Source organism: Cedecea sp. VD22 (genome assembly GCF_037150195.1).
In the GTDB taxonomy this organism is placed as follows: Bacteria; Pseudomonadota; Gammaproteobacteria; order Enterobacterales; family Enterobacteriaceae; genus Cedecea.
Window position 1 is genome coordinate 95,539 of sequence record NZ_JBBCPX010000011.1, and the last position, 12,549, is coordinate 108,087.

General features: G+C 54.8%; 14 protein-coding genes. 3 read left to right on the top strand and 11 right to left on the bottom strand.

Annotation, left to right across the window (positions count from 1 at the left end; genetic code table 11):
- Positions 1–32 precede the first annotated feature (32 nt).
- The 8 genes from proW to WFK85_RS17835 all read right to left on the bottom strand — a co-directional run bounded on the left by proW (position 33) and on the right by WFK85_RS17835 (position 8,695).
- Positions 33–1,112 (bottom strand): glycine betaine/L-proline ABC transporter permease ProW, encoded by a 1,080-nt coding sequence (gene proW / locus WFK85_RS17800; protein ID WP_166879014.1) that lies wholly within the window; start codon positions 1,110–1,112, stop codon positions 33–35.
- On the bottom strand, positions 1,109–2,308 hold the full coding sequence (gene proV, locus WFK85_RS17805) for a glycine betaine/L-proline ABC transporter ATP-binding protein ProV (RefSeq protein WP_008458231.1): 1,200 nt from the start codon (positions 2,306–2,308) through the stop codon (positions 1,109–1,111). The genes proW and proV overlap by 4 nt, the downstream gene beginning before the upstream one ends.
- Before the next feature lie 255 nt (positions 2,309–2,563).
- Complete coding sequence (locus WFK85_RS17810; protein WP_336709447.1) at positions 2,564–3,754, bottom strand: alginate lyase family protein; 1,191 nt, start codon at positions 3,752–3,754, stop codon at positions 2,564–2,566.
- A 34-nt stretch (positions 3,755–3,788) separates the two neighbouring features.
- The gene (gene nrdF, locus WFK85_RS17815; RefSeq protein ID WP_166879019.1) at positions 3,789–4,751 is read right to left on the bottom strand and encodes a class 1b ribonucleoside-diphosphate reductase subunit beta; all 963 of its coding nucleotides are present in this window, start codon (positions 4,749–4,751) and stop codon (positions 3,789–3,791) included.
- Between the two features lie 34 nt (positions 4,752–4,785).
- Positions 4,786–6,930 carry a class 1b ribonucleoside-diphosphate reductase subunit alpha gene (gene nrdE / locus WFK85_RS17820; RefSeq protein ID WP_166995661.1) on the bottom strand — a complete coding sequence of 715 codons (2,145 nt, stop codon included), beginning with the start codon at positions 6,928–6,930 and terminating at the stop codon, positions 4,786–4,788.
- Positions 6,903–7,313 carry a class Ib ribonucleoside-diphosphate reductase assembly flavoprotein NrdI gene (nrdI, locus tag WFK85_RS17825; protein ID WP_008458227.1) on the bottom strand — a complete coding sequence of 137 codons (411 nt, stop codon included), beginning with the start codon at positions 7,311–7,313 and terminating at the stop codon, positions 6,903–6,905. The genes nrdE and nrdI overlap by 28 nt, the downstream gene beginning before the upstream one ends.
- Positions 7,310–7,546: a glutaredoxin-like protein NrdH gene (gene nrdH, locus WFK85_RS17830; protein WP_008458226.1), complete on the bottom strand. Its 237-nt coding sequence runs from the start codon at positions 7,544–7,546 to the stop codon at positions 7,310–7,312. The genes nrdI and nrdH overlap by 4 nt, the downstream gene beginning before the upstream one ends.
- A gap of 717 nt (positions 7,547–8,263) precedes the next feature.
- Positions 8,264–8,695 carry a carboxymuconolactone decarboxylase family protein gene (locus tag WFK85_RS17835; protein ID WP_008458225.1) on the bottom strand — a complete coding sequence of 144 codons (432 nt, stop codon included), beginning with the start codon at positions 8,693–8,695 and terminating at the stop codon, positions 8,264–8,266.
- A gap of 87 nt (positions 8,696–8,782) precedes the next feature.
- Here WFK85_RS17835 and pdxR point away from each other — a divergent pair, with 87 nt between their 5' ends.
- Positions 8,783–10,159, top strand: a complete 1,377-nt coding sequence (gene pdxR / locus WFK85_RS17840) for a MocR-like pyridoxine biosynthesis transcription factor PdxR (protein ID WP_336709449.1) — start codon at positions 8,783–8,785, stop codon at positions 10,157–10,159.
- Between the two features lie 70 nt (positions 10,160–10,229).
- Here pdxR and WFK85_RS17845 read toward each other — a convergent pair whose 3' ends face one another.
- A complete protein-coding gene (locus WFK85_RS17845; protein ID WP_008458223.1) occupies positions 10,230–10,559 on the bottom strand; it encodes a DUF883 family protein in 330 nt (109 codons plus the stop codon).
- 160 nt (positions 10,560–10,719) lie between these two features.
- Here WFK85_RS17845 and WFK85_RS17850 point away from each other — a divergent pair, with 160 nt between their 5' ends.
- A complete protein-coding gene (locus WFK85_RS17850) occupies positions 10,720–11,064 on the top strand; it encodes a DUF2002 family protein (protein ID WP_336709450.1) in 345 nt (114 codons plus the stop codon).
- Between the two features lie 43 nt (positions 11,065–11,107).
- Here WFK85_RS17850 and WFK85_RS17855 read toward each other — a convergent pair whose 3' ends face one another.
- Positions 11,108–11,563: an L-alanine exporter AlaE gene (locus tag WFK85_RS17855; protein ID WP_008458221.1), complete on the bottom strand. Its 456-nt coding sequence runs from the start codon at positions 11,561–11,563 to the stop codon at positions 11,108–11,110.
- 350 nt (positions 11,564–11,913) lie between these two features.
- On the opposite strand from WFK85_RS17855, the gene WFK85_RS17860 reads away from it, so the two are divergent.
- A complete protein-coding gene (locus tag WFK85_RS17860) occupies positions 11,914–12,201 on the top strand; it encodes a DUF2623 family protein (RefSeq protein ID WP_008458220.1) in 288 nt (95 codons plus the stop codon).
- A gap of 112 nt (positions 12,202–12,313) precedes the next feature.
- On the opposite strand, the gene WFK85_RS17865 is transcribed toward WFK85_RS17860, so the two are convergent.
- Positions 12,314–12,493, bottom strand: a complete 180-nt coding sequence (locus WFK85_RS17865) for a hypothetical protein (protein ID WP_008458219.1) — start codon at positions 12,491–12,493, stop codon at positions 12,314–12,316.
- Positions 12,494–12,549: the final 56 nt, after the last annotated feature.

Here is a 12,549-nt window from a genome sequence, read left to right on the forward strand (position 1 = left end):
GGGGCGAGGGGCGGCCGAAGCCGCCGCCAGGCTTATTTCATGAAGGGACGGGTCACAAGACCCAGCGGGCCGGTGGTATACCAGCGGCGGTTGCCACGGGAGCGGGAATCGCGCCCAATGGACTGAGTCAGGCGGTCGAGAATAATGGCCAGGATCACGATCCCCACGCCACCGACCGTAGCCAGACCCATATCAAGGCGGCCAATGCCGCGCAGAACCATCTGGCCGAGCCCTCCCACGGCAATCATCGACGCGATAACCACCATCGACAGCGCCAGCATCAGCGTCTGGTTAACGCCGGCCATAATGGTTGGCATCGCCAGCGGAAGCTGCACTTTGAACAACATCTGGCGCGGGCTGGCACCGAATGAGCGCGCCGCTTCGACCAAATCTTCCGGCACCTGCTTAATGCCCAGGATAGTCAGGCGCACGATAGGCGGCAGGGCAAAGATAATCGTCACCACCACGCCAGGCACGTTGCCGATGCCGAACAGCATCACGATAGGCACCAGGTAAACAAACGCCGGGGTGGTCTGCATGGCATCCAGCAAGGGGCGAACGATTTTCGCCGCACGTTCGCTGCGCGCCAGCCAAATCCCGAGAGGCAGGCCTAGCACCATACAAAACAGCAGGGCCGTCAGCACCAGCGCGAGAGTGACCATCGCCTGCGACCAGGCCCCAATCGCGCCAATGGCGACCAGCGAGATCAGCGTGGCGACGCCCATGCCGAGACTGGACATTTGCCAGGCAATCAGCGCAAAGACGATAATCGCGACCGGCGCGGGCATCCCCAAAAGCAGCTGCTGGAAGCCGCTGAGAATATAATCCACCGGTACGCGAATGCCCTGGAACACCGGGCGGAAATGGGTCACCACCCAGTCGATCCCCTCCGTCACCCAGCTGTCGAGAGGGATCAGCGTTTTGTGGAACGGATCCAGAATATTGAAATGTTCAGGCGCGGCTGCCGGGGCCGAATTCAGCCAGTCAGCGCCTCCGCTGGTGGCCGCATCCGACGCCGGAGCGCCCCATGCGTCTGCAGAACCTGTTGCCTGACTGGTTGCGGCGTCTGTTGCCGCGCTGCCGGTATCCCATGGATTAGTTGCGTCACTCATTGACTTGCCCCCTCACGATCTAATGCCTGCAGCAGCACCCCTTTTGAGATGATGCCCACGTACTGCCCCTCTTCGCTGACCACCGGCACCGCGCACGGAGCCTGGCCGACATGAGAGAGCAGATCGCTCAGCGAGGTTTCGGCGGAAACCGCCTCCGGGGAAGCCAGAAACGCATGGTCCAGACCTTCGCCCGCCGCCAGTGCCGCTTTTAGCGAATCTGTGGAGACGATGCCAAGGAATTTTTGTCCGCGCTCAATGACATAGCCATATTCGCGGTCGTCATCCTGCAGCAGTTTCAACGCCGAACGAGGGCCAAAGCCGCTGGTTTTACGCAGTAACCCAGCCGGGCTGCGGCGGGCAATATCTTTGGCACTAAAGACCTGGCTGATGTCCACGCCGCGGAAGAAGGTGCGCACGTAATCGTTGGCCGGATTATTTAAGATTTCATCCGGCGTACCGACCTGCACCACTTCGCCGCCCTGCATAATGGCAATGCGATCGCCAATACGCATGGCTTCGTCGAGATCGTGGGAAATAAACACGATGGTGCGCTGATGTTTTGCCTGCAGCTTAATTAATTCGTCCTGCATTTCGGTCCGAATTAAGGGGTCAAGCGCGGAGAAGGCTTCATCCATAAGTAATATGTCTGGATTTATGGCCAGCGCACGGGCTAGACCTACGCGCTGACGCATCCCGCCGGACAATTCATCGGGATAAGCATGAGCATAATTCTCAAGTCCGACCTGACGTAGCGCATCCAGCGCTTTTTCATGCCGTTCTTTGACCGGAATTCCCGCAAGCTCCATACCGAAAGCGGCATTATTTAACACCGTCATATGCGGCATTAAAGCAAAGGACTGGAAGACCATTGCGATCTTTTTTTTGCGCACCTCGCGGAGTTCTGAGTCTGATATTTTGGCAATATCAATGCCGTCAATCAGTACCTGTCCACGGGTGGGTTCAATCAGGCGATTGAGAAGGCGAACCATGGTGGATTTTCCTGAGCCGGACAACCCCATGATGACAAAAATCTCGCCTTCTTCAATGGCCAGACTGGCGTCTTTTACGCCAAGCGACAGACCCGTTTTTTCCAGTAATTCACTCTTGGAAATGCCCTTCTCAATGTATTTGAACGCGCGCTGTGGATGTTCGCCAAATACTTTATATAAATTCTTCACTTCTAATTTAATTGCCATGCAATAAACGGCTTCCTGTATTTAATTTATTTATAGATGATTCCTGATGGAAATAATGACCGGTATATACCCTAACATACTAAGAATCTGAGGCAACCCTCGATTCTGTGATGTCAAAATATCCGAGCGATGAATGTGGGAGAAATTTCCCATGAGCACTGGCCTGAGAGGGAATAAGTGCGGTGGAATATTTTTTGTCAATGAGGTGAATATTCAGCCTGAATTTGGGTGATTCAGGCTGAAATGACAGGCGTATTACGGCTGAGCAATTAAATTAATGACGGCAGTTTTATTCCGGTTAAGCAGCCATTGGGCTTTGTCTTTAAATGTATTATTTTCCCGCCAGGCATGTGCCGCGGTCACCATATTTTCCAGCGCCTCATCGGGCTTGAACGGCTCGATATTGGGGTACGGCCACGGGGTTTGGCTATCGACAAACTGGGCGATGTAAAGGTAGCCATTTTGCAGGCTGTGTTCACCGCTTTTGGCCTGCCAGACGTTGACCCCAACTTTTTCACCCAACAGCCCTAACGGGTTCCAGGCATCGAGAATAAAGTTGCTGTAGTGCCAGGAACGCGTGCGCTCAATTTCCGTCACCGGCACGCCTTTGGCGTCAAACTGCACCGGAATGCGCTGGGTGGCAGAAATCAAACGCTGTTTGGCCGCGTCCTTATCCCCCAGCCACAGGGCAATCGCGGCGGCCTGAACGTCGTACCAGGTGCCATGATTATTTTCAGCCGCAGCCTCTTTTTGGCCGTTTTCGCTGGTGGTCAGCCACTGGTAATAATCCCGGTACCACTGCCTGAGCGAGCGCCAGGTTTTATCATCCAGCTTTCCGCCGTCGTGCAGCAGCTCAATGGCATCAATAAGCCGCACAAAGCCGCGTCCGTCGAGAATACCAGTGCCGCGCACGCCTTTTCTCCCGGGAATGGTTTGGGCGTGAGCGAGATTCGGCGTCATCCGGGTTTCCGGCGTGATAAACCAATTCACCAGCTGCTGGCGGGCTTTATCCGCGTAGGTATCTTTACCGGATAGCTGCCAGGCCAGCGCCAGATTCCATACGTCATCGGTCATGCTGTTCAGGCGGGCTTGATCGCTTTGCTTGCCGACCGCGACGGGATTGATCTGGCCATCTTTTCGCACCCACGGCAGGCCGTCGGGGCTTTTAGGATCGGGCCACCAGTAGTCAGAAAAGCTGTAATAGTCGTGAGGATCGCCTGCCGGTGCGCCGGGGCTTTTTTGGGTGATGCTGTAGAGCGGATGAATTAGCGCCTGGTCGGCTTTATGCTTAAGGGCTTGCCAGGCGGGCATCAGGGCCGGGTTTTGCTGGCCAATCTCTTGCTTACTGTGCGCCAGCTGTGCAGTGTCCAGCAGCAGCGGGGCGCTAAAGGCTAACGGTGCGCTGCCGCAAAGCAGCGCCAAAACAGAACAACGAAATAACGACATAGGCCACCTCGCAAAATGCTCAATGGCCAGATTACTAGAAATCCCAGTCCTCGTCCTCGGTTTCCACCGCCTTGCCCATTACGTAGGAGGAGCCTGAGCCGGAGAAAAAATCGTGGTTCTCATCGGCATTGGGGGACAACGCCGCGAGAATGGCCGGGTTAACTTCCGCCATCTCCGCCGGGAACAGCGCCTGGTAGCCCAGGTTCATTAGCGCTTTATTGGCGTTGTAGCTCAGAAACGCCTTCACTTCGTCTTCCCAGCCCAGTTCACGGTAAAGCGTTTCGCTGTACGCCAGCTCGTTATCGTAGAGATCCATCAGCAGATCGAGGGCAAAGTTTTGCAGCTCGGTCTGGCGCTCGGGGCTCTGCTGCGCCAGCGCTTTCTGGTACTTGTAGCCGATGTAGTAGCCGTGCACCGCCTCGTCGCGGATGATCAGCCGAATGAGATCGGCGGTGTTGGTCAGCTTGCCGCGGCTGGAGTAATACATCGGCAGCCAGAAGCCGGAGTAAAACAGGAAGGACTCGAGAAATACGCTGGCAATTTTCTTCTTCAGCGGGTCGTTGTCCCGGTAATGGCCCAGAATAATCGAGGCTTTACGCTGCAGGGCTTCATTCTGCTCGCTCCAGTCGTAGGCGGCGTCCACATCTTTGGTCTGGCAGAGCGTAGAAAATATCGAGCTGTAGGAACGGGCATGCACCGCTTCCATAAAGCTGATATTCGACATCACCGCCTCTTCGTGTGGCGTCAGCGAATCGGCCATCAGCGCGGGGGCACCCACGGTATTCTGAATAGTGTCCAGCAGCGTCAGGCCGGTAAACACGCGGATAACGAGCTGCTGCTCCTGCTCGCTGAGCGATTGCCAGGCCGGAATATCATTAGAGAGCGGCACCTTCTCCGGCAGCCAGAAGTTACTGGTCAGGCGGTTCCAGACCTCGAGGTCTTTATCGTCCTCGATTTTGTTCCAGTTGATGGCGCTTACGCGCGTCAGTTGCGTCATTTTCTTTCCTTGTCCTTTAGCCTGGTACTTTGCGTTATAGCGCGCAGGACACACAGCCCTGCACCTCTGTGCCTTCCAGCGCCAGCTGCCGCAGACGAATGTAGTAGAGCGTTTTAATGCCTTTCTTCCAGGCATAAATCTGCGCTTTATTGATGTCGCGGGTGGTGGCGGTATCGCGGAAGAACAGCGTCAGCGAAAGCCCCTGGTCAACGTGTCGGGTGGCCTCGGCGTAGGTGTCGATGATCTTTTCCGGGCCGATATCGTAGGCGTCCTGGTAAAACTCAAGATTGTCGTTGGTCATAAACGGGGCGGGGTAGTACACACGCCCGGTTTTACCTTCTTTACGGATCTCAATCCGGGAGACAATCGGGTGGATGCTCGAAGTCGCGTGATTGATGTAAGAGATTGATCCCGTCGGCGGGATAGCCTGCAAATTCTGGTTATACAGGCCGTGCTCGCGTACGTCGTCGCATAGCTGCTGCCACTGTTCGCGCCCTGGAATCGCAATCCCTGCTTTGGCAAACAGCGCCCGGACTTTCTCCGTTTTTGGCTCCCACGTTTGTTCGAGGTACTGTCGGAAATATTCGCCGCTGGCATAGCGCGACTGTTCGAAACCGGCAAAACGCTGCTGTCGCTCCCGGGCTAAAGCGTTGGAAGCGCGAAGCGCGTGCCAGGTGATGGTGTAGAAGTAGATATTGGTGAAATCCAGTCCTTCGGCTGAGCCGTAGGCAATGCCCTCGCGCGCCAGGTAGCCGTGCAGGTTCATTTGCCCGAGGCCAATAGCGTGGGAGGCGGCATTCCCGGCTTCAACCGACGGCACCGAGCGAATATGGCTCATATCAGACACCGCCGTCAGGCCGCGAATGGCGGTCTCCACGGTGCGGCCAAAATCCTCAGAGTCCATGGCATGGGCGATGTTCAGCGAACCAAGGTTGCAGGATATGTCTTTGCCCGTTTGCGCGTAATCCAGGTTTTCATCGTAGGTCGAGGCGCTGTTTACCTGCAAAATTTCCGAGCAGAGGTTACTCATGTTAATACGCCCGGCAATCGGGTTGGCCCGGTTAACCGTGTCCTCAAACATGATGTACGGGTAGCCGGACTCAAACTGGATCTCCGCCAGCGTCTGGAAGAAGTCGCGAGCGTTGATCCAGCTCTTACGAATCCGATCGTCCTCCACCATTTGCTGATAAAGATCGTTGACGCTGATGTCGCCAAACGGCTTGCCGTAGATTCTTTCCACGTCGTAAGGCGAAAACAGCGCCATCTGCTGATTGGTTTTGGCTAGCTGGAAGGTGATATCCGGAATAGTCACCCCGAGCGACAGCGTTTTAATGCGGATCTTCTCATCGGCATTTTCCCGCTTGGTATCGAGGAAGCGCAGGATATCCGGGTGGTGCGCGTTGAGGTAAACCGCGCCCGCGCCCTGGCGTGCGCCAAGCTGGTTGGCGTAGGAAAACGCGTCTTCCAGCATCTTCATTACCGGGATCACGCCCGATGACTGGTTTTCAATGCGTTTGATGGGCGCCCCGGCTTCACGCAGGTTGGAAAGCAGGAAGGCAACGCCGCCGCCACGTTTGGACAGCTGGAGCGCCGAGTTAACCGCGCGGCCAATCGACTCCATATTGTCTTCAATCCGCAGCAGGAAGCAGGAAACCAGCTCGCCCCGCTGCTTCTTACCGCAGTTGAGGAACGTTGGCGTGGCAGGCTGGAAACGGCCGCTGAGCATCTCTTCCATCAGGCGTGTGGCAAGCGGCTCATCTCCCTGCGCCAGGGTCAGGGCCACCATGCAAACACGGTCCGGGAAATGTTCCAGATAGTGCTTCCCGTCCCAAGTTTTCAGGGTGTAGCTGGTGTAGTACTTCCACGCGCCTAAAAAGGTCTGGAACTGAAAGCCGCTGCCGTGCGCTCTGTCGAACAGTTCAAGGATAAACGGGCGCGAATAGCGGGTTAGCACGGCATCGTCGTAATAGTGCTCGGCCACCAGATAGTCCAGCTTCGCCTGCCGGCTAGGGAAGCTGACGGTGTTCGGTAAGACGTGCTGTGCAAAGAAGCTTTCCACGGCCCGTTTGTCTTTATCAAACTGGATGTTTCCCTCTTTGTCATAGAGGTTGAGCATGGCGTTCAGGGCGTGGTAGTCCACGCTTTCCGTTGCTAAACGGACTGCTTCTGTCGTTGCCAAAATTCGCTTACTCCCTTACGCACGTTGTCGATGTCTTGCGGGGTGCCCAGTAGCTCAAAACGGTAGAGGTAAGGCACCTGGCATTTTTGTGAAATGACGTCCCCGGCCCGGCAAAACCCTTCGCCAAAACTGCGGTTACCGCTGGCGATCACGCCGCGGATCAGCGCGCGATTGTTCGGGTTGTTCAGGAAGCGGATCACCTGCGGCGGTACCGCCCCGGCAATGCCGCCGCCGCCATAGCTGGGCACGATTAAAATGTAGGGTTCCGTCACTTCCAGGCGCGCTTTTACCTCCAGGGGAATGCGTAAGGCGGGCAGTCCCAGGCGTTCGATAAAACGCAGGGTGTTTTCCGACTCGCTGGAGAAGTAGACGAGGGTGCTCATGCGCTGGCAGCAACGCACAGGCGATTGATCATATCCGGGCGAAAACCACTCCAGCTTTCGGCTTCGGTCACCACCACCGGCAGCTGACGAAAGCCTTTGGCCCGCAGGTCGTCAGCCGCTTCCGGATACTGATCAAGGTTGATCATGTCGAAGGCAAAACCCCGGCTCTCCATCGCCCGTTTTGTAGCATGACACTGAACACAGTCATCTTTAGTGTAAATAGTAATGCGCATGATTCGTATTTCCCTTTAGAATAATGGAACGCCGCATAAAGTGGACAGCGGGTGGTGTGTTCGTACTGAAAGAAATACTAGATGTTGATTTTAAAATTTGCAACCACGCAAGATATAGTGTTTCTGTGATTTTTTGTAGGGGGTTGAAAAGTGTAGGGGAAGGGGGCGAGTCTTCGGCAGAAAGAGCTTTTACCTATGAAATATCGGTTGAGATTCCGTTCACTTGTAATCCTGTTTCCTATGCATGTTCAAAGCACGTGAACGTGTCAGGGGGCCCCTGACAACCCCCGTCGCCCTGCGAGCTCGTCGCCGCTGAAGCGGTAAACCCACCGGTTATCACCCAAACATTCGGGGTCGTTCGCGATTCGTTCCCGACAGCTCAACCCCGTCTGAGTTGGGTCATAACCGGGGCGCTGAGAGCCGGGAACAAGGGTGTGGCTGAGGAACTTACAGCAACGTTAACGTCCCGTGTGGCTGCAGGTTAAAAGCGAGGCCCGGCTCCGGCTTAAATCGCCTCTGTTTTATCTCCGACCCAGGACTGGGAGATAAAACAGAGGCGATTTATTTCGCCGGGAGTCCAGGTTCTTAGGGGAGTGACGGTGACTCCCCTAAGACGCTCACCGTTACAGTGGCTGCATATCAAACAGGCCTGGAAGTGAACGTAATATTCTCCAGGCTACATAGAACGTGTTTGTGTCTCAAAGACAAAAAAATCTCTTACTGCCGCATCCCAATCGCAACGCGGTTAAACGCATTCATCATGCTGGCCGCCAGGGTCAAATCTACAATCTCCTCGGCGCTGAAAAACTGCAGCAGCGGTTGGTACACATCATCTTCGGCATTGCTGTCGGCAATCAGGGTGAGCGCTTCTGCCCATGCCAGCGCCGCACGTTCTTTCTCCGTAAACTGGTGGCTGACTTTCCAGCCCGCCAGTGAATCCAGCTTCACCTGGTCAACGCCGGATTTACGCAGCGCTTTGGCATGCATCTCCAGGCAATAGGCGCAGCCGTTAATCTGCGACACACGCAGGAAAACCAACTCGATCAGCTCGTTGCTCAAGGGGCCGTTTTCCAGCCCCTGCAGCGCCTGCCGCATCGGTTTGATCACGTTGGGGGAGAGTTCATAGTAAGGCTGACGTAATTCGATCATGGTGTGGCTCCTCAGGTTGGTGTGAGGACAATTTACCACTATGATGGACTATCAAAGAGAGCCATAAATTAACTAAAAAACCAGACCATGAAACAAAAATTTGCGCCGCTTACCGTGACCTCTCATCCCGCTCAGCCGCGCTACCAGCAAATTGCCCGTCAGCTAAAGCAGGCGATAAACAGCGGTGAACTGGCGGCAGGGAGTCGCCTGCCGTCCAGCCGGACGCTGGCGCTAGAGCTGGGGGTTGCCAGAGCCACGGTTGAGAACGCTTATGGCGACCTGGTGGCTCAGGGCTGGCTGGAGCGACGTGGGCAGGCGGGCACTTTTGTGAGTCCATCGGTGAAGCACGATCCCGGTGGTCAAAACATTTCGGCCGCTCATCCGCAGGGCGCGCCCAGGCCTTTTCAGATGGGGCTGCCCGCGCTGGATCTCTTCCCCCGGGCTATTTGGGCGAGGCTTATGGGGCGGCGTTTGCGGCAGCAAACTCGTTTTGACCTGATGCTGCCGGAACCCAGCGGGGAAGCCTCATTGAAGCAGGCGATTGTGGATTACCTGCGCTTCTCCCGCAGCATTGACTGCCAGCCGGAGCAAATCTTTATTACCCCCGGCTTCCAGGCTGGTATTGCCCTGATCCTCGCCACGCTTGCGCGGCCCGGGGATGGCATCTGGCTGGAAGATCCGGGCTACCGCTTTGTTCGGCCTGATTTTGTAAAAGCGGGGATGGCGATCCGGGCGATCCCCGTGGACGATGAGGGCATGCAGGTTGATTACGGCGTGAACCATTTTCCCAATGCCCGTTTTGCACTTTTGACGCCTGCGCACCAAAGTCCGTCAGGCGTGGCGCTCTCTCTTTCACGGCGACACGCGCTGCTGGAATGGGCCAGTCGGGAACAAAGCTGGATCATTGAAGATGATTACGACAGCGAGTTTCGCTACCACGGCAAGCCCTTGCCGCCGCTAAAAAGTCTGGACAGCCCGCAGAGGGTTATTTACGCGGGGACTTTCAGTAAGTCGATGTTTCCGGCCCTGCGTGTTGCATGGCTGGTGGTGCCTTCCCACGCGGTAGAAGATTTTCAGCGTCAGGCTCGCAGGCAACCCTGTACCGCTCCAATACTTATTCAGCAGGCTATCGCCGACTTCTTGCGGGAGGGGCATTTCTGGCGGCACTTAAAAAAAATGCGTCAGTGCTACGCCGAACGCCGGTTATGGCTCGAGGAGGCGCTACGTGAGCAAGGGTTTACGGTTGTGCCTCAGGAAGGCGGCATTCAGATGGTGATGCAAGTCGAAGGTGACGAGTTGATTATCGAGGGCAAAGCCAGAGCCGCAGGACTTGCCGTCCAGGCACTCAGCCACTGGCGAATTGAACATCATGGGCCCGGTGGTTTGCTGCTGAGTTTTACCAATATCAGTTCGTATGAAATGGCCCAGCGCTATGCGCTTCAACTGCGGTTGGCCATAAAGTAAAAACCCCGGCGAATGGGCCGGGGTTACAACGCGCATTTAGTCTCATTTATCGACTGTTAAACGCCTGGGGTTAGCGGCGTGACACCAGCAATGCCCCAAGGACAATACCTACCGCCGCGCCAATCCCCACGCTCTGCCAGGGTTTATCGCGAACATAGGAATCTGCGCAGCCAACAGCATCTCGCGCGGCTTGCGTCACTCGGCCCTGATTACCGTTAATCCTTGCACGAGTCTCTTTCAGAAGCGCTTCGGCTTTTTTACGTGCGGCATCAACTTCATCTTTCGCATCACTACCGAAGGATTTCAATACATCTTCCAGCGTATCTGCCAGCTGACTGACATCGTTATTGATTTCGTCTACCTGATCGTCAACGTTATTTTTGTTTGCTCGGCTAGCCATTATTGTCTCCCTTTTTAAGATGTAACGCTAAGTGTAGACCATGGATTTTAGTTATGGGGCGGCGCAAAGCCTTTGCCGGCCTTTCTGGACAATTCCGAAAGCGTTGCCAATGCTGCTTATTGTATGGTTGCGATGCAGTAAATGATGACGAGGAAAATCTATGTATTTACGACCGGATGAGGTGGCCCGAGTACTTGAGAAATCGGGTTTTACCATGGATGTGGTAACGGAAAAAACCTACGGCTACCGTCGTGGTGAGAATTACGTTTATGTTAACCGCGAAGCGCGCATGGGGCGCACCGCTCTGATTATTCACCCTACCCTGAGAGAGCGCAGCCAGTCGCTGGCCGAACCGGCTTCAGAGATGAAAACCTGCGATCACTACCAGCAGTTCCCGCTCTATCTTGCCGGCGAAACGCACGAGCACTACGGTATTCCGCATGGTTTCAGTTCCCGTATTGCGCTGGAAAGATATCTGACAGGGTTATTTGGCGAATCTGAATAAGTGAACGACTGGCTTCAGGCCAGTCGCCTTTGCATGTCGGGACTCAGGCGCCCGCTTTCACGCCCATCTGGCCGCTGACGCGAAACAGTCGGCGGCAGAAATCCAGGAAGTAGCCGTAAGCGGCACCCATCATCATCGACACCAACAGGTTCGAGGTCACGGCAGCCACAATCTGGTGCCAGTCAGCGCCCACGCTCCATAAAATCAGCACGTAAACCGGGGACTGGAAAGTCACATAAGCCAGCACGTCAGCCAGGTTTTTCGCCCAGCTCGCCGGGGTCATGCGGCGCGCGGTACGCATAAAGGCATCGCGGTAGAAGCCATAGGGCCAGGCGATAATAATGTTGACCGGCACGGCGACCAGGCGGGAAGAGAGCGACTGCTCGAAGGTCATGCCTGAGAGGAAGATCTCAATCATCATGTTCACTACCGAGCAATACACTACCATTGCAAAAATATCTGCGGCGGCATGGCGTAAGCGTGACTCAGGGGAAAACATAATGTTGACTCCGGTTTAAAAGTAGTCGCTTGCGCTACTTTTATGGCTAATTATTGGTGTTATAAAACATGTAAATCACTGTGTGTAGAGTATGTCACTGCAATGTTTTCATCAATTAGCTATAAATTTTTATTTATAGGTTTTTTGTCGATAAAGTGCGTTGAAACACACTTTGCCGCTGGCATTTCCTGATTTTGTGGTTCCGTTTTTAATTTCTTATTGATTATCAACGAGATGATTTAATTACGTCTTAATGCACAACATCCCCCAAAACTCCGGGTTTTAGGGATATCCATCGCGCTTAGAATCGTTATATAATTATTTATATAGCGAGTGATGAGGAGTCGCTGATGGATAACCATTTTGGTAAGGGCCTGATGGCCGGAATGAAAGCCCGACAGGCCGACAGCGCAGTTAACGTGGAGCGTTTCTGCGCGGATTACAAACGCGGCTTTGTGCTGGGCTTTACTCACCATATGGCCGAGCAGACCGGCGATCGCCAGCGTGCAGCCTGGGAAGCCGGGGTGTTAACTCGCCGCTATCAGCTGGATAAAGAGTCTGTGGCTGACTTTCTGAAAGAGGTCAACGCGGACGTTGTGGTTCGATGTTTCTTTGCGGGTTATGAGAAGGGCTATTGATTGCTGGCCTGGATTGCCGCCGTGCCCGGTTGTTTATGAATGGCGACGACAAGGATAGGGGCACTTTTATTGAGAAGAACGGCGTGATTAACCTCACGCCGTTTTTTGTTGCTTAGCAAACGCCGAAATCGCCTTCTTCCTGGTACAGCGAAACCGAATCTGCTTTCAGCGTCAGTTGATCCGCACCTAAGGTCGCGGCCGGGACGCAAATCAAATCTTCTCCCTGAACCTCAACCACCTGTAGCTTAGGGCCGCCCTGTTTGGGCTGCACCACATCACCTGGTTTGAACATAGAAAAACCTCTGAATGCTAAGGGAATTTAATGCGGTTTTGCCGCCTGATAACCAT